Raw genomic sequence first — 22,704 nt, forward strand, 5'->3', positions numbered from 1 at the left:
AAAAGGGGTTCAGAATTTTTTAATTCCGAACCCCTTTTGTCGACAAACTGGAAGGTATGATCCCTCAAAGGGATCATACCTTTTTTATATAAAGGTGACGATTATTACAAGTGAAAAATTGAATAAAAGTACCTCAATTGGACATAATGGGTAGATGTTTAGCTGCTCTCAACGAGATTATGATAAGATAGGGAAAAAATCATATAAGGCAGTGAGATTGTGAAACAACAAAAAGGAAAACTTCTCGTTATCATTGGACCGACTGCTGTTGGGAAGACAAAGATGAGCATTGAGATGGCAAAGTTATTTAATGGTGAAATTATTAGCGGAGACTCCATGCAGGTTTATAAGGGGATGGATATTGGTACTGCAAAAATCAAAAGGGAAGAAACAGAAGGAATCCCTCATTATTTACTTGATATTAAAGAACCTGATGAACCATTTAGTGCAGCAGAGTTCCAGGAGCGAGCCAATGCTTGTATCGAGGATATCCAAAGCAGAGGTAAACTTCCCATTATCGTCGGCGGAACAGGATTATACATACAATCAGTCATCTATGATTATCAATTTTCGGAGGCTCCATCCGACCCTGTTTATAGGGAGGGACTTGAAAAACAGGTAAGGGAGTCAGGAATCGATCCTGTTTTTGAACAATTACGCAGCGTTGACCCTGAAAGCGCGAATCGGATTCACCCCAATAATGTAAGAAGGGTGATCAGGGCACTTGAGATTTTTCATTGTACTGGTAAAACGATGAGTGAGCAGCTAAATGAACAGCCTACAGAATTGAAATATGATACGTGCATCATTGGATTGACAATGGAACGTGAAAAGTTATATCAACGCATCGATCAACGTGTTGATGTCATGGTAGAACAAGGGCTGATTCAAGAGGTGGAGTCATTTCATGAAAAAGGTTTGAGGGATTGCCAATCGATCCAGGCTATAGGCTATAAAGAAATCTATGATTATTTTGATGGAAGGGCTTCATTGGATGAAGCCGTTGAGACATTAAAGCAAAACTCCCGTCGATACGCAAAAAGGCAATTGACCTGGTTCCGGAATAAAATGGATGTAATTTGGTTTGATATGACCGATCTCGAAGGTTTTCCAAAAAAAATACATGAAATATCTGGATTTATAGCAGGAAAGCTTTTCAGTGAAGGCGAATACATAAATTTAGAGAGAAAAGAGGAGGACTAATACATGAAACAATCAGTAAATATTCAAGATCAGTTTCTTAATCAATTACGTAAAGATGGTACGTATGTGACGGTATTTTTATTAAACGGGTTCCAGATTAGAGGACAAGTGAAAGGGTTCGATAATTTTACCGTTTTATTTGAATCGGAGGGCAAGCAGCAATTAGTCTATAAACATGCGATTTCTACATTTGCTCCACAACGTAATGTTCAGATCGATTACGAAGTGAAGGAATAATCATATATATGAATGAAAAAACAGGTTTAGCTTATAGCGACCTGTTTTTTTTTTTTGCATGCCCTTCTCTGTCCTTTTTCAAAGAATCGATAATTTTACGTACCTTATTTGAATATATATCAAGGGACGGATTATTTTCCGGGAAACCGCAGGAAATGACATTACCCCTAATATATTGGTGAATGGGAATGGGATTTGTCGTAATAAATCCTCCAATGAAAAAATCCTGTCAGAATAAGTCGCTTTTCAAGAAGGGAATGGGGCTTAATCACGAAAGGAATAAACGAATTTTCCGATGGGATAATTTTGGCTATGCAGCATTTGCCATGCCATCATAAAAAATTGTGGTGTTAGAGTCAGGGTCCAAGATGGAGAGGTGAAAGAAATGGAACAACCGATCCGTATGAAAAATAACGGGCAAATCAATATTGTGTTTAATGCGGAAAACAGAAAAGCGCTACAAAAGGATCTGCCGATAAAAGAAATTTTGGTGCAGGAAATCCCCCACCAGCATGTGGCATTGAAAGAGATTGAAGATGAACTGAAATCGCTGGTTGGAATGGAAGAAATGAAACGGATGATAAAAGAGATATATGCCTGGATTTACATCAATAAACAACGTGAGGCAAAGGGGCTGAAGACTGGCCGGCAAGCGCTGCATATGATGTTTAAAGGAAATCCGGGAACAGGGAAAACAACGGTTGCACGTTTAATCGGGAAGTTGTTTCAAAAAATGAATGTACTTTCGAAAGGGCATTTAATTGAAGCGGAGAGGGCAGATTTAGTCGGGGAATACATTGGTCATACTGCCCAAAAAACCAGGGATTTAATTAAGAAGGCCATTGGCGGAATCTTATTTATTGATGAAGCCTATTCCTTGGGAAGAGGCGGCGAAAAGGATTTTGGAAAAGAAGCCATAGATACCCTTGTCAAGCATATGGAGGATCGGCAGCATGAATTCATATTGATCCTTGCTGGATATTCGAGGGAAATGGAATATTTCCTAAGTCTTAATCCTGGCCTTCATTCCAGGTTCCCGCTCGTTATTGATTTTCCGGATTATACGATTGAACAGTTAATGGAAATAGCCGATCGGATGCTGCAGGAAAAGGAGTATCTTATGAATCGGGATGCCGAAAGGAAATTAAGGGAACATTTAATCATATTACGTTCATTCCGGGGACCTATTTCATTTTCTAACGGTCGTTATATCCGCAATATAATAGAAAAGTCAATTAGGGCGCAGGCGATGCGGCTTTTACTGGAAGATTCATTTGAAAAATCCGATTTATTGACGCTTACCAGCCAAGATTTGATTTTCGAGGATGAAGAGAAAGATTGACATGGAAAAGCCCACCAAGATGGCGGGCTTTTCAAATTTATGTTTTAGGCACCCATTTTTTATTAGGAAGATGCCAATTATTGGTGTAAGAAAGGACTCGCAATATCGTGATGACGGCAAAGAGCAAATAAAGCTGCCATGATTGGGATAAAACACCACTGCCTAAAGCCAAGCCTGCAATGATGGCCCATACTGCGTAGATTTCTTTTCTGAAGACCAATGGCTTTCTTCCGGCCAGCACGTCACGGAGTATCCCGCCGCCGCATCCGGTTAATGCAGCTGATACTATAATGGCGCTTATTGGATGATTAAGTTCCACGGCATACATCGCCCCTTGGATGGCAAAGGCTGAGAGGCCAATGGCATCACTGAGATTTCCCCATCTGTCCCAGTGCTTTGATAGGTTTGTAGGAAAAACAAAAACGATGGTGATGGATACTAAAGCGATGACAAAATAGAAACTTTGATCCCATAAAGCTGAAACGGGGACGCCGATCAACAGATTGCGGATTGCCCCGCCGCCAAAGGCGGTTATGATTCCTAAAATATAAACTCCTAAAATATCATACTCTTCTTCCATGGCGATGATGGTTCCGCTTATAGCGAATGCAATCGTACCTATGAAGCTTAATACTTCCCATGTCATATGAATGTCCCTCTATGTCTTTTCGATTTTGATGGTAAAGCCAAATTTGATTTTAGCATGGTATCGCAATTTTTAAAACGGTTAAAAGCTTCGTTTTGAGGAAATTTTTATATATTCAATTTTTTTGTTATGATTAACTGAAATCTACCAGAAGGTGGTGCATGTGATTTGGAAGAAGCAATAAAGGAAACGGCTGTCTTGATTGGGTGTCAAACAACTGAGACCAGTGAACATTTTGAATATTCACTCGATGAACTGGCTTCTTTGGCGAAGACTGCGAATGCTGAGGTTTTAATGACCATCTCCCAGAAAAGGGAAAGCGTCGATCCGGCTACATATATAGGAAAAGGAAAAGTGGAAGAACTCCGGAATCTGGAAGAGGAACTGGAGCCGGATTTATTTATCTTTAATGATGAATTATCCCCGAGCCAGATTCGGAACCTTTCGAAACAATTGGAGGCAAGGGTCATAGACCGGACACAGCTAATATTGGATATATTTGCTCAGCGGGCTCGATCCAGGGAAGGGAAGCTGCAGGTTGAACTTGCTCAGCTCCAATATTTATTGCCGCGTTTGGTTGGACAGGGGACGGCAATGTCCAGGCTAGGAGGCGGAATCGGCACAAGGGGACCAGGGGAGACGAAGCTGGAAAGCGACCGCCGCCACATCCGTGGGAAAATAGATGAAATCAAGCAGCAATTAAGTGGAATAGTGAAGCATCGTGAACGCTATCGTGATAGAAGGAAACGTAATAAGACCTTTCAAATAGCACTTGTGGGATACACGAATGCAGGTAAATCAACGCTGTTCAACCGTTTGACGGAGGCGGATTCATATGAAGAGAACCAATTATTCGCTACGCTGGATCCCATGACACGAAAGGCGATTCTTCCTAGCGGATTTACCGTGCTGCTGACGGATACGGTTGGATTCATACAAGATTTGCCGACATCTTTAATTGCCGCATTCCGCTCTACCTTGGAAGAGGTGAAAGAAGCGGATCTGCTGTTACATGTGGTCGATTCCTCAAGTACCGATTACTTTAATCATCAGAAAACGGTGCAGGATTTGCTAAATGACTTAGATGTCCCTTCCATTCCACAGCTAACGTTGTATAATAAGAAAGATAAGGTTCACGCTGATTTTGTGAGATCAGCCAGTCGTGCTTCATTAATGATCAGTGCCTATGAACAATCGGATCTGAATGAAATCATGGAAGAAATTGAAAAGTACGTGATTGAAGAAATGATCCCGTATCATGTTTTCCTGCCATCGAGTGAGGGTAAACTATTATCACAGCTGAAAAATGAAACCATATTGCGCACTCTCTCCTTTAATGAAGAATCGGAAAGATATGAATGCAAAGGTTTTTGTCTAGCTGATCATCCAATAACCGGGCAGCTGGAGAAATATTCATTATAAAGGGGAATTTTGATGTATCAGCAGTTAACAAATGGAGAAGTGTTGAAAAACATTGCCCAGGAAGTGGAAGCAATGATTTCTCCATTACATAAGCAAGTGGACGAACGAATCGAAGAAAATCAATTTCGCGTATTACAAAGTTATCAAGCACATAAAGTGAGTGATTCCCACTTCATCCCGACTACTGGGTATGGATACGATGATATGGGCCGCGATACGCTGGAATTGATATACGCAGATGTTTTCGGAGCGGAAGCTGGATTGGTGCGCCCCCAAATTATATCAGGCACACACGCCATCTCCACAGCTCTTTTCGGCATTTTGCGCCCAGGGGATGAATTGTTATACATAACTGGAAAGCCGTATGATACTTTGGAAGAAATCGTCGGTATCCGGGGGACGGGTATTGGATCTTTACGTGATTTTCAGATCAGCTATAAGGCCGTTCCGTTGGCGGAAACTGGAACCGTTGATTTCGAAGCCGTCAAACATGCCATTCAACCGAATACGAAGATGATCGGTATACAACGATCAAAAGGGTATGCTACACGTCCTTCCTTTACGATTGATGAAATAAAGGAAATGATTGCCTTTGTTAAAGAGATTAACCCGGAAATCGTCGTGTTCGTGGATAATTGTTATGGAGAGTTTGTTGAAACACAAGAACCATGTCATGTCGGAGCGGATTTAATGGCTGGTTCACTCATTAAAAATCCTGGCGGCGGGATAGTGAAAACCGGTGGATACATTGTTGGTAAAAAGGACCTGGTTGAAGCTTGCTCTTATCGGTTAACATCACCAGGAATAGGGGCTGAAGCAGGTGCTTCGCTTTATAGTCTGCAGGAAATGTACCAAGGATTCTTCCTGGCACCGCATGTCGTGGGCCAAGCTGTTAAAGGAGCGATGTTCACAGCGGCCTTTTTAGAAAAGCTCGGTATGAATACATCCCCAAAATGGGATGCGAAGCGAACTGACTTGATTCAATCCGTTCAATTTGATGAACGGGATAAGATGGTTGCCTTCTGTCAGGCCATCCAATATGCATCACCAATCAATTCACATGTGACACCATATCCTGCCTATATGCCGGGATATGAGGACGATGTAATCATGGCTGCAGGCACCTTTATACAGGGGGCCAGCATTGAACTGACGGCAGATGGTCCGACAAGGGCTCCATATGTTGCTTATGTTCAAGGCGGATTGACATACGCCCATGTTAAAATGGCTGTATTGACTGCTGTGAATGCGCTAATGGACAAAAAGCTGATTCAATTGTAATTGAAATTAAATAAGTTATGTTATGGGAATCCAGATACAATTGGATTCCAGTAAGAATAATAGTCATAATATTTGTGTAGTAACAAATCATTTAATTTTTCTGATAAAATCACGTTATAAAATGTAACATCATATTGACAAGTTTAATAACATGATATAAGATTATTTTAAGATAAACAAAAGGAGGATGCTAAGAATGAGCGGCAACAACATTCGGCGTTCGATGCCTCTTTTTTCCATCGGAATCGTCATGCAGTTAACTGAGTTGTCTGCACGCCAAATTCGGTATTACGAAGAGCATCAACTTATTACTCCTATGAGAACAGATGGAAATCGTCGGGTCTTTTCATTAAATGACATCGATCGACTGCTTGAGATTAAAGATTTAATCGAACAAGGAGTCAATCTGGCCGGCATTAAAAAGATTTTCACTGTAAAGGAACAGAATTTACCTAAAACTCAAGAATTAGAACAAGCGGAAAAAATAAGGCATGACCTTAGTGACGAGGAGCTTCGCAAGCTTCTGCGTGCCGAGCTTTTACAAGGAAGCAAGCATCGAACATCTCTTAGACAAGGGGATATGTCCCGTTTTTTCCAATAAAAAATATGATTTATGAATTATTAGGGGGAATAGAAATTGGCAAAGTTCACACGTGAAGACATCACTCGTTTAGCGAAAGAAGAAAATGTTAAGTACATTCGTTTACAATTCACTGACATTTTAGGGACAATTAAAAACGTTGAAATCCCAGTCAGTCAATTAGAAAAAGCACTTGATAATAAAATGATGTTTGACGGATCTTCCATTGAAGGCTTCGTTCGTATCGAAGAGTCTGATATGTACCTATATCCTGATCTAAATACATGGGTTATCTTCCCTTGGACTTCCGAGAAAGGTAAAGTGGCACGTTTGATCTGTGATATTTACAATACGGATGGAACTCCTTTTGATGGAGATCCACGTGCAAACCTAAAACGTGTTCTTGCAGAAGCAAGAGAAATGGGCTTCACAGATTTCAATCTTGGACCTGAACCTGAATTCTTCCTATTCAAACTGGATGCAGCAGGCGAGCCGACGCTGGAATTGAACGATAAAGGCGGATACTTTGACCTTGCACCTACTGACCTAGGAGAAAACTGCCGTCGTGATATCGTTCTTGAGCTTGAAGAAATGGGATTTGAAATCGAAGCATCCCACCATGAAGTAGCTCCAGGACAACATGAAATTGACTTTAAATATGCAGATGCGATTTCAGCTTGTGATAACATCCAAACATTTAAATTGGTTGTTAAAACGATTGCCCGCAAACATGGTTTACACGCAACATTCATGCCAAAACCATTGTTCGGTGTTAACGGATCTGGAATGCACTGTAACGTTTCTCTATTCAAAGGCAACGAAAACGCATTTTATGATAAAGAAGGTAAATTGGAATTAAGCAAAACAGCTGAGCAATTCATCGCAGGTATCATTAAGCATGCTCCAAGCTTCACTGCGGTAACAAACCCAACTGTTAACTCATACAAACGTTTAGTTCCTGGTTACGAAGCTCCTTGTTATGTTGCATGGTCTGCTAAAAACCGTAGCCCGCTAATCCGTATCCCAGCTTCACGCGGAGTAAGTACTCGCGTAGAGGTACGTAGTGTCGATCCAGCAGCAAACCCATACTTGGCACTTGCCGTTCTGCTAAAAGCTGGTCTTGACGGTATCAAGAACGACTTGACTCCTCCAGCTCCAGTTGATCGCAACATCTATGTAATGAATAAAGAAGAACGTGAAGAAGTAGGTATAGTTGATCTACCAGCTACTTTATATGCTGCATTGGAAACATTAAAATCTGATGAAGTCATCAAAGAAGCATTAGGTGAACATTTACTTGAACACTTCGTCGAAGCAAAAGAAATCGAGTGGGATATGTTCCGTACACAAGTCCACCCATGGGAACGCGAACAATATATGTCCATGTATTAATAGCTCAAATCCTTGGCACCTCTGGTGTCAGGGGTTTTTGTTTGGTGGGCAAATCTAAGTCATATAAATGAAGTAGATATTTGCCCACCATTTACCCACCAAATTCAGCAAAAAAATTTAATCGATTATTCCCTTGGTGTATTCCTCAAACTTGTCTATGTTTTTCTTTTCGAGTTTTTTGTTTATATGTGCGTATACATCAGAAGTTATAGCAACGCTGCCATGACCTAATCTTTTCCTTTGGAAAAGGTAATGAAACTGCATTCGGATTTAGGTTGCAGTACCTTTGTTTGTAGAATAGTTCTTTTTATAGCTCATGTTTAAAACAGAAACTAATGATCTGTTACTTGCTGTAGAAGCAAAGGGTACAAAAAGTGGGCCTGTATTCTCAATATTAGGCTCAGGCATTTCTTTCATTTTTATAGATTACTTGATCAGTTATTTTTTCATAACTTCAAAAAAAGATAAAAATCTTTTATGTTTTATATTTAGCTCATTCACTCTTTTTCCCCTTAGATGTAGTAGCGGAAATTTTAATTGGAGTGATAATTGCAGTATTTACACATTGCCTTTTGTCCAAGGTAAAAGCTATAAACATTACTAATAGAAAGACCAATTTTCCAACAACAAAGTGGATGAAAGATTGATTAGCTATGGAAAAGTATATAGACTTGGTCCACTAACAGGTGCTTTAGCTGAAGATTGGGGCTGACTTTATGCAGCTCTTTCTTTATTTAACTAAAGGTTCAGGTTAGCACAACCTGAACCTAAAATATTATTGAAGCGTATTTAGATTTTGTGCCCTTAAAAAGCTTACAACCACCTCTCCAATTTGTCTGCCTAAACTTAAACCTTCTTTATTATCCACATTAAAGTGTACGCCAGCGTACAAACGAGATTGAGCACTTTCTTCCATTATTTTCATTAATTCTGAAGACTCTTGAGGGAAGAAATAACTTAATACTGTCTCTGCACAGCCTGCCACTGTTGCGTGTGCAGAAGGGTAAGCTGGAAAACGAGGGGTAAACAGCACAGTAGACAGATTTCTTCCATATTGATTTGGACGTGCAACATCCCAATGATATTTTAAAAACCATGTGATAACAAAGGTATCATTCATAGCCGCGTGGAAATAACTCTGAACCCTTGCAACACTCGGTGACCCCAGCATATATTTTTCAGCTAAATTGAAAATTAGAGTGGTAATTTTCGCCGTTAATTCACCTGTTCCCCAATATTGTGCGATGCGTATTTGCTGGGAAGTCAATGACTTTAATGTCTCTTCTACAATGAATAACTCTGTTTCCCAATCAATATCAAGTGGATTTTTAACTCGCCAAATGATTCGTTGATGAAAGGGGTCCAGGAAATCATTGTCTCTTCCCCTTGAAATAAAAAACATTGGCCAATTTCCTGCCTCTGGAGAACCTTTAGGTGGGAGACTTTCCCCTGGGTAAGGAAACTCTGTCCATCTTCTATAACTTATTCTCATAAAGACCATCCCCTAATTAATGTTCTCCTTGTTCCTTATGATTAAGTGTAATGAAGTATGACCATATAACTTTTTGATTCCTTATCAGAGGAGAAAGAGTTATACACTTAGATTAAGATGTGTTTTACTTCAATTCCCTGGATGCTCAGGCAGACTTTGCAACTATCGGGGAAGTTATTTGAAGAAAGAATATATATTGACTTCCAGAATATACATATTTAGGTGTTGTGAAGGTAGGAGCTTAAATGGATAGGGGCAGTATTTTCGCTATGCTCGGCTCCAATTAGTAGGCAAGACCACGGTTGTCAAAGAAGATTACTTACGGAAAAGATAAAACCGAGAATAAACGTCCTATGAACATATGGCTCTATCAAAAGCGATTTTGTAGAACAATAGGGCTGATAAAAAGGTGAAGAGAGGGAACCCAAGTGAAAAAGATAAGCAACAACGGCTTCTCTGAAGCAGGACTGCGTAGACTGCGTGAGGTGCTGGCACGGCATGTCGAGTCCGGGAAAATCCCTGGACTCGTCGCCCTGGTCAGCCGGTACGGTGAGACGCATGTCGAAGTGATAGGTACGATGCGCCATGACGGTGGTGCGCCGATGCGCCGGGACACGATCTTCCGGATTGCCTCGACGTCCAAGCCGGTCACGATGGCGGCGGCGATGATCTTGCTCGACGAGTGCAGGCTGAGGCTGGATGACACAGTAGAGCAGTGGCTGCCCGAACTCGCCGACCGGCGGGTGCTGAAGCGGATCGACGGCCCGCTGGACGATACCGTGCCGGCACGGCGGCCGATCACCGTACGGGACCTGCTGACCTCCACGTTCGGGCTCGGCATGGATATAACGTTGCTGGGCACTCCGATTATGGGAGCGATCTTCGAGCAGGGGCTCACGCCCGATCTACCGGAGCCGATGCCCGAGCCGGATGAATGGATGCGCCGCCTGGGCACACTCCCGCTGATGCACCAGCCCGGAGAGCGCTGGCAGTATCATATCAGCAACGATCTACTCGGCGTGCTCGTCGCCAGGGTCACGGGCAAGTCGTTAGAGACGTTTCTGCGCGAACGCATCTTCGAACCCCTGGGCATGAAGGACACCGGTTTCCACGTGCCCGCCGACAAGATTGACCGGCTGCCGCCCCTCTACGCCCCTGACCCGCAGACAGGGGAGTTCATCGTGTGGGACGAGGCAAAGGGGGGACGCCACAGCCAGCCTCCGGCGTTCCAGGGCGGCGGAGGCGGACTTTCATCCACCGTCGACGACTACCACGCCTACTTCCAGATGCTGCTGAATCATGGGATGCATGGGACAGAACGGATTCTGTCCCGGCCCGCTGTTCAGCTGATGACCACCAACCGCCTCACGCACGAGCAACAAGCTGCGCGAAACGCCATGGCCAGCAACAACGTCCATGTGTCATTCGGCCAAGGGCAACACGGCGGGTGGGGCTTCGGGATGGCAGTGCGCACTTACCGTGGTGACTACGCTTCCATCGGCCAGTTCGGCTGGGACGGTGGAGCCGGCACCACGACATACGCCGACCCGGACAAACAGCTCGCCGGAATCCTGCTCACCCAGGTCGGGATGTCCACCCCGGATTCAGCGAGACTTATCCACGACTTCTGGACCATGGTCTACCAGGCAATCGAAGACTGACAACGAGCTCGCCAGGTACGCCCTCTCTCAACCCAAAACACCCAACGGTCAACTCCCTTGCGGCCGATTGGAAGCAAAAGTTGCCTTTGGTACTTAGCTTAGCAAGAGTGTAAATATTGTTCTTAACAATAGGGTGCGTTAGTTCCATAGGATTTACTTAAGAAGACCACTTTTACGTGGTCTTCCTTTTGTTTCCCTAGCCCGAACTTATTTGGTGAAGGAATTGATATTTATCTGATGGGGACAATTTGTGATAGTGAGCTCGTTATAAGAACAGCAGCTACAGGATCACTGGAAATTTCCAACTTTTTCATAACCGGTTCCGCGATTTTTTAATGCTTATGAAAACAAAAAGAAGAGGCAAGTATATAACAATGAAGCATATGCTGTAGGGATTGATTATTTTATTTAATATATATAAGGAATCGATATCATAAAAAAATATATTCACAAGTAGTATGATTATGGACATTCCCCATAAGGGATACTTTTGCTGGACATTGAATAAGCGCTTGACCCCCCTGCTGGCAGCCCACAAAGGAATGACCATATTGGGTATGATAACGATTGTCCACCAAGAAACAGTTATGTATTCAAACCGTTGAATAAAGGGCAACTCAATAATACTGGTCAATGTTAGTGTTGGCCATAGAGTAAGGGTCAATTGTTTCTGTGAATAAAAGATTATCGATACAAAATAAAGTAATAAGCTCAATAACGTAGTGAGCACAACTCCTCCGTGAGCATACTTTTGCGATGTTTCAGCACTTTTGATGAACGGATAATACATAAGTATCATTTCAAATCCAAGCATGGATAATGAAAAACTTTTAGTTCCTTTCATTATTTCGACTAAATCATGATGGAAAATAGGAAGAAAACCGGTGAAATCAGAGTATTTAAAACCATAAAAAGGTACAAATAAAAGCCAGTATGAAACTATTACAGTTAAGAAGGCAATACCCGTAATGGTTCGGAATCCTCCTGTATTTATATAATAAATCAAAATAAGGAAAACCAAAGCAAATGCCCATGAAGGTACCTCTTCAAACATCCAAACATGAATGACATTTATATAGCCGATTATGATCGTCATTCCAAGGACAAAAAAGTAAAGAATAAATAATAGACTGAAGAAATTACCAATCCATTTACCGAATGCATGATTATTAGTGGAGATTATATCTCCAGGAACAATCCTAAATATCTTATAGATTAACCAAATTAATATATGAACAATCAATCCAGCTAGGAGTATGGATAACCAGCCATCGGTTCCCGTCGCTTTAGCCAAATCTCTTTGAAAACTCAATACGCCTAATCCAGTTTGCATGGAATGCACTAAAAAAAACACATAAAATGGCGATACCTTATATTTTTCATTAACACCAGCTTGATTCATGTAGGACCCTCATTTGTATCACTCATATATTTTAATAATCTGGCTTTTATAAGTGTAATCTATTCAAAAAAGATCGATTAAATTATGGATGGAATTTTAGTATGGATCCTTGTCGGTATGTTGAGAGTTTCAGTTACATTTAATGGAAACTATTTGTGTGAGGCATTAGACAAGGAACGGACACATGTGGACGGCAAGGGTCTGGCTTACAATAAGGAATGTGTTTAAGCGTAAGCGGACAAAAAAGGGAAATAGAGAACCGGGATGCCCTTTTCCTAAGGATAGTTGGAAAGTCTTATCCTGGAACAACAGCGGGGTATAATAGATGAGTGATAAAAAGAAATATTAAGCAATAGTGATCTTAATACTTTTCCGGACACGGCTAATAAAAAGGTTGACGATGAACGTTTAGAGAACTATTGTCCTTTGATAATAAGATGACAAACTGTTTGTTAATTTCTTGATGAATGGAAAAAATATATAGAAGGGAACAAAAGCTAATGAAATAAAAACAAGAGAAGAATTTATATATTCCAAAACAAAAACCTGAACTTGAACAGAAATTTTTTTTGATAAAGGGAAAAGGAAATCCAAATGAGCACGAATTCGCTGAAAAGATAGGTGTTCTTTATTCATTGGCTTATGCGGTCAGAATGATGCCGAAGCAAGGATACACTCCAGCTGGATATTTTGAATATACCGTATATCCATTAGAAGGAATTTGGGATTTAACGGAAGAGGGTAAGAAACTAGATACATTAAATAAAGATGAATTATTATATACGATCATGATTAGACAACCAGATTTTGTAACAAAGGAAATAGTGGACAGAGCATTTGAACATGTAGAAAAAAAGAAACCACATCCATTTCTAAATGATGTAAGGTTCGGTACATTTCAAGATGGTTTATCTGTCCAAATCCTTCATGTTGGTCCATATGATGAACCTCAAAGTTTTAAAGTAATGAATGAATTCATAAAAAATAATAATCTGGAAAAACATTACAACATAGGGAAATATATCTTTCAGATTTTGGGAAAGTTGAACCTTCAAAATTAAAAACAGTTTTGAGATATAAGGTTAAGCCGATAGAATAGCATAAACTCTTAGCTGTTAACATGCATTCATTATTTAATGTAGCAAAGATTGAAGGAGTTTACATAGAGTAAAAGGTGCATTATTACCATAGGATACAATTAGGTAGTCCTTATAAAGTTTTCGATAATATGGTTTTATAGTATGGCTCATAGTTTATATGAGGGTGTAAAAAAGGAACTAACACCATCCTCATTTAACCTATTGAAAAACATTAGCATCGATTATTTTGGGTGCTTTTCTTTGCAGGGAATTGGTCCCTTTTGTCAAATTAGTTAAACAAAGGGGATGAGAAAATGAATGATGATGAGAAAATGAATGATGATGAGAAAATCAGTATTTTATTGTCCAATATGACAAACGAATTAGTGTCGAGTAGAGTAAGGGTTAGAGCTATAGTGGAATTACTGGAAGAAAAAGGTCTAATAACCCGTGAAGAGTACGAAAACAGGTTTAAAAAAGTTTTTGAACGAGATGCAATTTCGTATAGAAATGATCTATTGAAAGAAGTCAAAATTGACGAATAAAAAGGAGGAGCATCCAATAATTTGGGTGCTTTTTTATGGCGGTGAGAACGATGAACCATGATAAGAAAAGAAAACGGCTAAGAAGCCAGTGAAGCTAAGTCGCGGGATCTGGAAGACCTAATGAAAATGAAAACTTTTACATATAAGGATTTTACAATACGAGATTTAAGCCTAATGTGAAAAAAGATAGAGCGTTAATCCTTATTTGATCAACACTCCTGTTAGTGCAGTAACATTCTATTATTTCTTTAGATTTGATTTCATTAATAATGAAATCAGTTGCTCATCCGTATTCGAAATTCGTTCAGTTGTTCAACGATTAACTTTTGTCTTTACAATGGATGATTTTGACTTAACTTAGCTTTCCCTTCTATTTTGTTGATTTTTATTTTGAATCCATATTCATGACTGTCGGTCTCTTTCATCTATTGGAATTCGGTTGTTCTAAATGCAGTTAGCTTTTCCCTGATACAGCTACTTTTTTTGTTACGGGAGCATTTTTGCCTAATATGACAGAAAAGACAACAATCACTGCTGTTACAAGAGTGAAAGATGTGATGGATTCATCTAGAAATACTGTTGCAAATAGAATCATCAAAAATGGTTGTAAGTATTGAATCTGACTAACCCTTGCTATCCCGCCCATAGCCATTCCGCTATACCAAGCAACATATGCTAGAAATTGACTAACCACTGCGAGATAAATTAAGCTAACCCAAGCTTGGATAGGGGCATGGAGCATTTCAGTTGTAAGGTTTAGTCCAACTGGAATAATGAAAAATGGAGCACCGATCATTATTGCCCAAGCAATCACTTGCCAGCTGCCTAATTCTTTCGCTAATTTCCCCCCTTCTGCGTAGCTAAGCCCAAGTATGATCACAGCCGTTAGTAAAGCTAAATCGGCAAATTGCAATTGACCGAATCCAAGATGAAGTGCATACATAATGACAGCTAAAGAGCCGATTATACTTGAAATCCAGAATTTGATTGAAGGGATTTCACCTGCTCTAAACATAGCAAATCCAGCTGTTGCTAACGGTAACAGTGCTACTTCCACAGCTCCATGAGAAACAGGCAAGGATTCCATTGCCCAAGAAGTGAGGAGAGGAAATCCTAAAACTGCACCAACAGCAACAATAAGTAGACTTTTGAATTGACTTGGAGAAGGCAGTTTTTCCTTTCGAACGAACAATACCACCGCTACTAAAATAGCAGCAACAACCGTTCTTCCTAAACCGACGACCGTAGTCCCAAAATACTCTACAGCAATACTTGTAGCGGGGAGCGTTAAGCTAAAACAAATGACGCCTGCTAATCCCAACAATAATCCTAATTTCTCCCTGGTTACTCCCTGCATCTTACCCAACCCCAATCTTTATATTTTGTATCACATCTGTACCATTGTTTATTTATCATAAAAAACAGTTTTGCTATAATTAACATACTATGAGTACATACAATAAAAATAAACCCATTTTTTACCCATCTGACCTGGTACAGTTTAAGGAGGATTATGTGATGAACTCAAAATATATTAAGATAATGGAAGACATTAAGCTTCGACTAGCAGGTGGTTCGCTAAATGCAGGCAGTAAACTTCCTTCTGTTCGTCAGTTATCTGAGTATTTTTCATGTAGCAAGAATACGGTCATTAAAGCATACGACGAACTTGAAAAAGAGCATTTAATTTATTCTGTTCCTAAAAGCGGCTACTATGTTGTGAATGATTATCAAAAAGAGGCGGAAGAAAATGGGGTGATTGATTTTTTATCTGCCGGTCCAGATAAAAATGTTATGCCCTATGTAGAATTTCAACATTGTATGAATCAAGCAATTGACCATTATAAAGAAGAGCTTTTTACATACTCTGATCAACAAGGACTTTACCCACTGCGAGTACAGTTGGTGAAATATTTGCAAAATTTACAGGTTTTCACCCAACCAGAAAGATTAGTCGTTGTCTCTGGCTCGCAGCAAGCCCTCCATTTATTAGTTTCTATGCCATTTCCAAATGGGAAAAACAATATTCTAATTGAACAGCCTACTTATTTTGGATTCATCGAGTCCATCAATCTGCATCAAGCCACCACTTTTGGGATCGAATTATCAATGGAAGGAATAGACCTTGATCGACTGGAATACATTTTTCGAAATAATGATATAAAATTTTTCTATATTATCCCGAGATTTCACAATCCACTTGGACATAGTTACACAAATGGCGAAAAGAAAAAAATCGTTGAGTTAGCTGAAAAATACGATGTATATATAGTGGAGGATGATATTTTAGGAGACCTTGATCCAAATCCAAAATCAGATCCTTTATTTTCTTTTGATCCTTCTGGGAGAGTGATTTATATTAAAAGCCTTTCGAAAATTTTTCTCCCAGGGTTAAGGATTGGGACTGTCGTTCTTCCTGCATTAATGATGAACAACTTTTTACGGTATAAATTCAGTTCGGATTTTAATAGTTCAGCACTTTCTCAAGGTGCGCTAGAAATCTATTTAAAAAGCGGTATGTTTAATAGTCATCTCAAAAAAGTAAAAGAGGTATACCGAACTAAAATGCAAATCCTTCAAGATGCATGTGAATTATTGCTGCCGGCTAATACTTCTTTTTCTAAACCGAATTCCGGATTCTATCTTTCCATCAGTTTGCCCGAGCATGTGAAAGCAAAACAGGTTGTTCATATGCTAAACGAGCAGCATATATATGTTGATGATGCCTCCAGAATGTTTTTAGCAGAATATAAAAAGGAAAATCTCGTTCGTTTATGCATCTCTCAAGTGAACGAGAGTCAAATTAAACTAGGGGTAGAGCGATTGGCTCACTGTATTGCTTTACTTGACAGTAGAAAAAAACATAGTACTCCCAATAACTTTTTACTCATTTAGAAAGTGTCGGGTTTTTCCGGTCACAACCTAAATAATCTTAACTTGTCGCTCACTTAATTCCTTCCTATAAAGTTATAAAAAAAAGAACTGCTTGTTTATAAAGGTGGGTTCTGATATGATTGTTTGATAAATTTTTTAAGGGGTTAAGAGAGGGTGAGTCAATTGACTAAAAACCTTAGGCAATTGAAAAATGTTTCGGTGTTCCAAACGCTTCTAACTTAGAAAAATAATTTAGAAGCGAGGAATAATTATATGAAAAATCAAAGAATCTTTAATAAATCATTTCTTTTTTTATTTATAAGCAACTTTTTAGTTTTTATTGGGTTTGAAATGATGCTTCCTATTTTGCCTGCCTATTTGTTGAGCATGAATGCATCTTCCATTCAAGTTGGTCTGGTAACATCATTATTTACGATAGGTGCTGTTTTAATCAGGCCTTTTGTAGGTTACTATTTAATGGATAGCCAGAGGAAAAGTCTGGCCATTTGTGCAAGTGCAGCTTTAATGGTCATTACAATTCTATATCCGTTTCTTAATATGATATGGCTTCTTCTATTGTTAAGGCTTTTCCATGGTGCAGCTTGGGGGGTATCAACCACAGCTAACAGTACAATGGTAGTGGATTTTATTCCTAAGACACGCTTAGGAGAAGGAATAGGGTATTTTTCTATATCCACAACGGTCGGGGCTATCATTGCACCGAGTATAGGTATCCTTATCTATGACTCTTTTTCCTTCGATATTTTGATATGGTCATCAGCAGTATTGAGCTTATTGGCATTACTTGCGCTTCAATTTGTCTATTCACCTACTATTGTAAAGCGTGAGAAGAAGCCATTTCGCTTTTGGGATATGATTTTTGAAAAAGACGTATGGTTCCAAGCGTTACTTACGGTTATTACAACACTAGGTTTTGGGGCTATCATCACATTTTTGGTTCTTTTTGGGAAGCAAAGGGAAGTAGATCATATTTTTCTATTCTTCCTTATCAATGCAACGGTCTCAACTTTACTACGTCCGTTTACCGGAAAATGGTATGACAAAAAAGGACCTTGGTCTATTATCATTATGGCAGCTGTGTTAGGATTCTTTTCACTTGTTATCCTGTCATATATGACAAATGATTCTCAACTTATCATTGCGGCGATTTTATTTGGGGCAGGTTATGGCACCGTTATGCCATGTTTACAAACATGGACTGTTCAAAAGGTATGTGAAGAAAAAAGAGGAGCAGCCAACGCAACCTTTTTTTCCAGTTTTGACGTTGGTGTTGGAGTTAGCGCGTTTGTATTAGGTATTTTAGCAGAATCGATCAGTTTAGAGATGATCTTCAGGTTTGTTAGTCTAAGTTTTATTGTTGTTGCTGTGTTGGTCTATAAGGATTATTTAAATGAAAAGATAAGGCATATCTAAAATAAATCCACCTCTATTTTAATAGAGGTGGATTTGTTTGCTGGTTCTTTTTTATTTGGCCGATTTTATAGTAATTTTCTTGCCAGTAGAAGCGCTTTGTTTCACGAATGGCAAACTTCAAAGCTCCTATCAAATTTCCCAGGTGCGAAGTTTGAGTTATAATAGTAAAAAACATCCGTCTTCTATAGGATGGATGCTTCTTGATTGAAATACATATAAAGGATTGGTGAATAAGAATGGCAATAGTTGATGTAACGGTTATTCCTGTCGGGACAAAAACTCCAAGTGTTAGCAGCTATGTGGCGGATATTCAAAGAGTATTAAAGCAATATGAAGATAAGGGGGAAATTCGTTTTCAATTGACACCCATGAATACAATCATTGAAGGCGACCTGCCTAAATTGTTTGAAGTGATCCAAGCGATGCACGAAGTACCTTTTGAAAAAGGTCTTGCTAGAGTTTGTACGAATATCCGAATCGATGACCGTCGTGATAAAGAACGCAGGATGGAAGACAAAGTAGAGCGAGTGAAGGGCATGCTTGAGGAATAACAGGCTTTGTAAATAACAGTGGGTAGATAATGATGTTTTCGGAGATATATCCTGAATTTCGTCGATATATTGTAGTTTTTCGAAGATATAATGCTGTTCTTCATAGATATATCCCGAGTTTCGTTAATGATTTTAATTAATGTCAATGTATTAATCGTTTTAAAGCCTTGGTATTACTGATTTATCAGTTCCCAAGGCTTTTTTATTTTTTATTTCATACATTTCCATTTTTATCTTGCTGAGAGATTAGGTAATGATAGATATAAACCGTTATCTGGATAATTTATAAACGTTCGCCATAAAGTTCTTTTTCTTCATTTGGATGAAAAAGAGTGAATCCTTTTGAACAAAACACAAACCTTCTATCTATCTCGAATCCAGCCTTATTCAAAACTTCAACTGTCCCCTGTGAACCAGTGCCAGCATACCCGCAACTACAACCAGAAAGGTGTAACTCATTTCCTTTTTTGTCTATAAGGATAAGATCGCTATCGAGAAAAATATTATCTTTATGAATTTCTTTAGTAATTTTAGCGATTTTAAAACGATCAAAATGATCCTTGACTGCTTCGAATAATGCAATACTCTTATTGGTAATACCGCGGTCTTCACAGTAATCTTTTATGACGAAAACTTCCCGCTCATATGATTTCTTATATAGATGGTACTTTTGGTAAGTGACGTCATTAATTTTACAAATAAGCGGCCTAATATTATCCAGTTTTTGATTAAACATTGCATCCCTCCTAAATAGTTAGTTTATTAAGTTTATTAGGAGAAAAAGAGATTAGTACTAAGAACCTGATAAGAGGCAAATTTTTTTTGTTTTTGATTCTCGTTTGTTTAATTAATAGGAATGAAACGTGATACCTATAAGGCATGAATGAAGCTGTCAGGAAGAAGTGAAAGTGTGAAGTCAAATTAAAAAAAGCACCAAAATAGGTGCTTCCTAGTTATATATCTTCTTAAAATAATGGACAAACATAATATTCATGACAACTTCGACCATAGCATTAATACTTAAATCGATAATATTAGTTTCCTCAAGTGAATGATAAGGAGCAAATAAGACAATGTAAATAGAGCCAATGATAGTTAAAAGTATGGTCCATATGCTGTTATGTAAAAAAAGTGGAATCAGTAAGCCAAAAAAGGGCAAGAAGAAATCTAATTCTTTCCTCATTCTTTTTTTATAAATACCGACTAAAAGATAGATTGCAATCACATTGATAATAAAAAATAAAATTAGATCAATAACATCATATCCATTCATAGATGAAGGGGTATAAACTCCTGGCAGTGAAAACACTGTAAGAGCAACTAGTACCCACTAAGTTATCCGATATCTTTTATTTTGTTTGCCAGTTATTATTCCTGCCTGTAACGCCATGACAAGTTTGTTAATATTCCATCTGGAGAACCCATTCAGTACGTAAAGGATTTTAGATTGGTGGAATGAAAGACATTCATATCGACCATATGGAGTCGTCACAAAATTGCAGCAAAAGAAATATGTTTTTATGCCCAACGCTAACAGAAAGCAGTTCTAATTAAATAGTAAAGGCAAGATGCACAAGAATATGACAACCCCCTTTGACATAACATTTAGAAAAAGATAAGGGTGTGACTATTCTGGGTATGAAGAAAAACGACCAAATCGTTATTTATATAATAAAAGGTTCAACAATTAAAAGGTTTTTAATCCTAGATCTAATTATTGGATCAGGAATTTTTTATGTGGTCAAATTCATTTCTTCAAGCATTTTAATAGCGAGTGCGAGCAGTTTTGTTGGAACGGAAGGAATTAAAAAGGCACCGAAAGTACTCAAAAGTGCAATTGGATTAATATCCTAAGGGCATCTGGATCAATGGGATCGGCCGTAGGATTAGTCAAACTGGATTTAAACAGGATGGTGTGTAGGATGAAATGGGCAGTAATGATCGTATACATCTATAATGATTCAAATTAATTAGGAGGGAATCATGACAAAACCTCAAAAAGTGAGACCCTATTTAACTACGCGTAGTTTGCTGCCGGAAAATCAGGAGACACCCATTCAATTCATCAATAATGATAGTGTGGAAAACCAATTATTTTTTAGAAGGAACCACTTTACTTATCCGACACTTTCTTATTCAAACTATTGGCTTCCTATAAATGGAGTAGTATCAGCTCCATTACTGCTGTCCATGCAAGACATTCTTCAATACCCATCCAAAACGGTTGAAGTTGTCCTTGAATGCTCGGGAGACAAGCGTAATCTCTTCGAACCTAAAATATTTGGAGAACAATGGGAAAAGGGGGCCATTAGTCAAGGTAAGTGGAAAGGTGTACCATTACGGACATTACTTGAATTATCTGGCATAGGAGAAGGGGCAAAAGAAGTTGTCGTGGAGGGATATGATTATGGCCTTAGGACCGATCTGGATGAGGTTTACACCTACACGAGGAGTTTGCCTATCGAGAAGGCGCTGCATCAGGATACAATCATTGCATATGAGTATAATAACCAGCCAATTCCTTTTAAACATGGTTATCCATTGAGATTAATCGTTCCGCAGTGGTATGCAATGGCATCTGTTAAGTGGATAAAGCAGATAAGTGTTATTAATACTACTTTCACTGGACCTTTTCAAACCATAGATTATATGTATTATCCAAATAAAGACAATGATCAAAATGCATTTCCGGTCACAGCAATAAATATCAATTCGACTATCCAAAAACCGCTGGATATGGAAAAAATTAATACAGGTGTGCATTTAATCAAAGGGATTGCATGGACAGGAAAAGGAGTTATTACCAAGGTGGAAATTAGTATGGATGATGGAAATACATGGAGTAACGCCGGTATATTACCTGGTAAGAATGTTGGTTATGGATGGGTTAGTTGGTCATTCGAATGGAATATATCAGAAAAAGGTGAGTACACGATTAAATCCAGAGCAACAGATTCATTTGGTCAAATTCAACCTAATTTACCTTTTTGGAATAAGAAAGGTTATGGGTATAATGCCATTGATAAAATTAAGGTTAAGGTAGAATGACTTTAATTTTAATTTAAGGAAATGAAAACGGCTGAAAAAACTTTTGGATTTAGCCAAATAACGGTTTTGAGATATAGAGAAAAAAAGAACTGAATAAGGAGATGACACCCTATTTAGATGATAAGTTGAGATGAGTGGCTGGATTCTAATTCACTTGAACAGTCTAATACTAAAGACAACGCAATCTTCTCAAGTAACTATGACCAATTAATTGACTGGCTTCCTAAATATAAATAATGGATTTCTACTCCTAAGTTTCTGAAAGGTAACTTTTTTATTTCACAGTTTGTGTCAACTCAACTATATGTTATAGAACTAACGGGTGCGTGGGACTTGATCCCGAGAACTAAACTGTCCGCCCCTTACTTGTAGAAACATGTTTGAGGCTGGTTGGGACACAGATCTCGAATAACAAGCGGAGCTATGACACTACATGGAGGACTAGGGGTACTGGTTAGTAAGTAAAGGAGGAAAAAACAATGAATCCAGTTGTTGGTCTGGATGTGGCAAAAGGA

19 protein-coding genes and 1 pseudogene are annotated in these 22,704 nt (G+C 38.9%); 14 read left to right on the plus strand and 6 right to left on the minus strand.

Annotated elements, in window-relative coordinates; all coding sequences use genetic code 11:
- Positions 1 to 282 precede the first annotated feature (282 nt).
- From miaA to spoVK, 3 genes are all read left to right on the plus strand, one after another.
- Entirely contained in the window at positions 283 to 1,203 is a 921-nt protein-coding gene (gene miaA / locus ADA55_RS06630) for a tRNA (adenosine(37)-N6)-dimethylallyltransferase MiaA (protein WP_048680990.1), read from the plus strand.
- 3 nt (positions 1,204 to 1,206) lie between these two features.
- A complete protein-coding gene (hfq, locus tag ADA55_RS06635; protein WP_034313436.1) occupies positions 1,207 to 1,440 on the plus strand; it encodes an RNA chaperone Hfq in 234 nt (77 codons plus the stop codon).
- 385 nt (positions 1,441 to 1,825) lie between these two features.
- Positions 1,826 to 2,782, plus strand: coding sequence for a stage V sporulation protein K (gene spoVK, locus ADA55_RS06640; RefSeq protein ID WP_048680925.1), 957 nt, complete (start codon positions 1,826 to 1,828; stop codon positions 2,780 to 2,782).
- 37 nt (positions 2,783 to 2,819) lie between these two features.
- Here the strand turns inward: spoVK and ADA55_RS06645 are convergent, their stop codons facing one another.
- Complete coding sequence (locus tag ADA55_RS06645) at positions 2,820 to 3,428, minus strand: trimeric intracellular cation channel family protein (RefSeq protein ID WP_048680928.1); 609 nt, start codon at positions 3,426 to 3,428, stop codon at positions 2,820 to 2,822.
- A 168-nt stretch (positions 3,429 to 3,596) separates the two neighbouring features.
- On the opposite strand from ADA55_RS06645, the gene hflX reads away from it, so the two are divergent.
- From hflX to glnA, 4 genes are all read left to right on the plus strand, one after another.
- Entirely contained in the window at positions 3,597 to 4,850 is a 1,254-nt protein-coding gene (gene hflX, locus ADA55_RS06650) for a GTPase HflX (RefSeq protein ID WP_048680932.1), read from the plus strand.
- Positions 4,851 to 4,862: 12 nt separating this feature from the next.
- Positions 4,863 to 6,131 carry an aminotransferase class I/II-fold pyridoxal phosphate-dependent enzyme gene (locus tag ADA55_RS06655; protein ID WP_048680936.1) on the plus strand — a complete coding sequence of 423 codons (1,269 nt, stop codon included), beginning with the start codon at positions 4,863 to 4,865 and terminating at the stop codon, positions 6,129 to 6,131.
- Between the two features lie 196 nt (positions 6,132 to 6,327).
- Entirely contained in the window at positions 6,328 to 6,732 is a 405-nt protein-coding gene (locus ADA55_RS06660) for a MerR family transcriptional regulator (protein ID WP_048680941.1), read from the plus strand.
- A gap of 36 nt (positions 6,733 to 6,768) precedes the next feature.
- Positions 6,769 to 8,103: a type I glutamate--ammonia ligase gene (gene glnA, locus ADA55_RS06665; RefSeq protein ID WP_034313424.1), complete on the plus strand. Its 1,335-nt coding sequence runs from the start codon at positions 6,769 to 6,771 to the stop codon at positions 8,101 to 8,103.
- A gap of 775 nt (positions 8,104 to 8,878) precedes the next feature.
- Here glnA and ADA55_RS06670 read toward each other — a convergent pair.
- Positions 8,879 to 9,604, minus strand: a complete 726-nt coding sequence (locus tag ADA55_RS06670; protein ID WP_226990426.1) for a vanadium-dependent haloperoxidase — start codon at positions 9,602 to 9,604, stop codon at positions 8,879 to 8,881.
- Between the two features lie 419 nt (positions 9,605 to 10,023).
- Between ADA55_RS06670 and ADA55_RS06675 the strand changes: the two genes are divergently transcribed.
- On the plus strand, positions 10,024 to 11,256 hold the full coding sequence (locus ADA55_RS06675; RefSeq protein ID WP_105718951.1) for a serine hydrolase domain-containing protein: 1,233 nt from the start codon (positions 10,024 to 10,026) through the stop codon (positions 11,254 to 11,256).
- Positions 11,257 to 11,566: 310 nt separating this feature from the next.
- On the opposite strand, the gene ADA55_RS06680 is transcribed toward ADA55_RS06675, so the two are convergent.
- Positions 11,567 to 12,658, minus strand: a complete 1,092-nt coding sequence (locus tag ADA55_RS06680; RefSeq protein WP_048680949.1) for a GerAB/ArcD/ProY family transporter — start codon at positions 12,656 to 12,658, stop codon at positions 11,567 to 11,569.
- Between the two features lie 569 nt (positions 12,659 to 13,227).
- On the opposite strand from ADA55_RS06680, the gene ADA55_RS06685 reads away from it, so the two are divergent.
- Complete coding sequence (locus ADA55_RS06685) at positions 13,228 to 13,719, plus strand: GyrI-like domain-containing protein (RefSeq protein ID WP_226990427.1); 492 nt, start codon at positions 13,228 to 13,230, stop codon at positions 13,717 to 13,719.
- Between the two features lie 332 nt (positions 13,720 to 14,051).
- Positions 14,052 to 14,282 carry a hypothetical protein gene (locus ADA55_RS06690; protein WP_048680961.1) on the plus strand — a complete coding sequence of 77 codons (231 nt, stop codon included), beginning with the start codon at positions 14,052 to 14,054 and terminating at the stop codon, positions 14,280 to 14,282.
- 335 nt (positions 14,283 to 14,617) lie between these two features.
- Here the strand turns inward: ADA55_RS06690 and ADA55_RS31340 are convergent.
- Both ADA55_RS31340 and ADA55_RS06695 read right to left on the minus strand, forming a co-directional pair.
- Positions 14,618 to 14,680, minus strand: a pseudogene (locus ADA55_RS31340) (FMN-binding negative transcriptional regulator); the annotation flags it as partial.
- Between the two features lie 56 nt (positions 14,681 to 14,736).
- Entirely contained in the window at positions 14,737 to 15,639 is a 903-nt protein-coding gene (locus ADA55_RS06695; RefSeq protein WP_048680964.1) for a DMT family transporter, read from the minus strand.
- A 161-nt stretch (positions 15,640 to 15,800) separates the two neighbouring features.
- Here ADA55_RS06695 and ADA55_RS06700 point away from each other — a divergent pair, with 161 nt between their 5' ends.
- The 3 genes from ADA55_RS06700 to ADA55_RS06710 all read left to right on the plus strand — a co-directional run bounded on the left by ADA55_RS06700 (position 15,801) and on the right by ADA55_RS06710 (position 19,141).
- Positions 15,801 to 17,177: a PLP-dependent aminotransferase family protein gene (locus ADA55_RS06700; protein ID WP_048680966.1), complete on the plus strand. Its 1,377-nt coding sequence runs from the start codon at positions 15,801 to 15,803 to the stop codon at positions 17,175 to 17,177.
- A 252-nt stretch (positions 17,178 to 17,429) separates the two neighbouring features.
- A complete protein-coding gene (locus ADA55_RS06705; protein ID WP_048680969.1) occupies positions 17,430 to 18,590 on the plus strand; it encodes an MFS transporter in 1,161 nt (386 codons plus the stop codon).
- Between the two features lie 236 nt (positions 18,591 to 18,826).
- Entirely contained in the window at positions 18,827 to 19,141 is a 315-nt protein-coding gene (locus tag ADA55_RS06710; RefSeq protein ID WP_048680974.1) for an MTH1187 family thiamine-binding protein, read from the plus strand.
- A gap of 283 nt (positions 19,142 to 19,424) precedes the next feature.
- Here ADA55_RS06710 and ADA55_RS06715 read toward each other — a convergent pair whose 3' ends face one another.
- Positions 19,425 to 19,877 (minus strand): hypothetical protein, encoded by a 453-nt coding sequence (locus ADA55_RS06715; RefSeq protein WP_048680977.1) that lies wholly within the window; start codon positions 19,875 to 19,877, stop codon positions 19,425 to 19,427.
- Positions 19,878 to 21,124: 1,247 nt separating this feature from the next.
- On the opposite strand from ADA55_RS06715, the gene ADA55_RS06730 reads away from it, so the two are divergent.
- On the plus strand, positions 21,125 to 22,189 hold the full coding sequence (locus tag ADA55_RS06730) for a sulfite oxidase (RefSeq protein ID WP_048680987.1): 1,065 nt from the start codon (positions 21,125 to 21,127) through the stop codon (positions 22,187 to 22,189).
- Positions 22,190 to 22,704 lie beyond the last annotated feature (515 nt).

This window comes from Bacillus sp. 220_BSPC (genome assembly GCF_001054655.1).
Lineage (GTDB): Bacteria > Bacillota > Bacilli > Bacillales > DSM-1321 > Peribacillus > Peribacillus frigoritolerans.

Bases quoted from the DNA above. Each gene is read 5' to 3' on its own strand.
- miaA (WP_048680990.1), top strand. From the start codon at position 283: ATGAGCATTGAGATGGCAAAGTTATTTAATGGTGAAATTATTAGCGGA.
- hfq (WP_034313436.1), top strand. From the start codon at position 1,207: ATGAAACAATCAGTAAATATTCAAGATCAGTTTCTTAATCAATTACGT.
- spoVK (WP_048680925.1), top strand. From the start codon at position 1,826: ATGGAACAACCGATCCGTATGAAAAATAACGGGCAAATCAATATTGTG.
- ADA55_RS06645 (WP_048680928.1), bottom strand. From the start codon at position 3,428: ATGACATGGGAAGTATTAAGCTTCATAGGTACGATTGCATTCGCTATA.
- ADA55_RS06655 (WP_048680936.1), top strand. From the start codon at position 4,863: ATGTATCAGCAGTTAACAAATGGAGAAGTGTTGAAAAACATTGCCCAG.
- ADA55_RS06660 (WP_048680941.1), top strand. From the start codon at position 6,328: ATGAGCGGCAACAACATTCGGCGTTCGATGCCTCTTTTTTCCATCGGA.
- ADA55_RS06670 (WP_226990426.1), bottom strand. From the start codon at position 9,604: ATGGTCTTTATGAGAATAAGTTATAGAAGATGGACAGAGTTTCCTTAC.
- ADA55_RS06680 (WP_048680949.1), bottom strand. From the start codon at position 12,658: ATGAATCAAGCTGGTGTTAATGAAAAATATAAGGTATCGCCATTTTAT.
- ADA55_RS06690 (WP_048680961.1), top strand. From the start codon at position 14,052: ATGAATGATGATGAGAAAATGAATGATGATGAGAAAATCAGTATTTTA.
- ADA55_RS06695 (WP_048680964.1), bottom strand. From the start codon at position 15,639: ATGCAGGGAGTAACCAGGGAGAAATTAGGATTATTGTTGGGATTAGCA.
- ADA55_RS06700 (WP_048680966.1), top strand. From the start codon at position 15,801: ATGAACTCAAAATATATTAAGATAATGGAAGACATTAAGCTTCGACTA.
- ADA55_RS06705 (WP_048680969.1), top strand. From the start codon at position 17,430: ATGAAAAATCAAAGAATCTTTAATAAATCATTTCTTTTTTTATTTATA.
- ADA55_RS06710 (WP_048680974.1), top strand. From the start codon at position 18,827: ATGGCAATAGTTGATGTAACGGTTATTCCTGTCGGGACAAAAACTCCA.
- ADA55_RS06715 (WP_048680977.1), bottom strand. From the start codon at position 19,877: ATGTTTAATCAAAAACTGGATAATATTAGGCCGCTTATTTGTAAAATT.
- ADA55_RS06730 (WP_048680987.1), top strand. From the start codon at position 21,125: ATGACAAAACCTCAAAAAGTGAGACCCTATTTAACTACGCGTAGTTTG.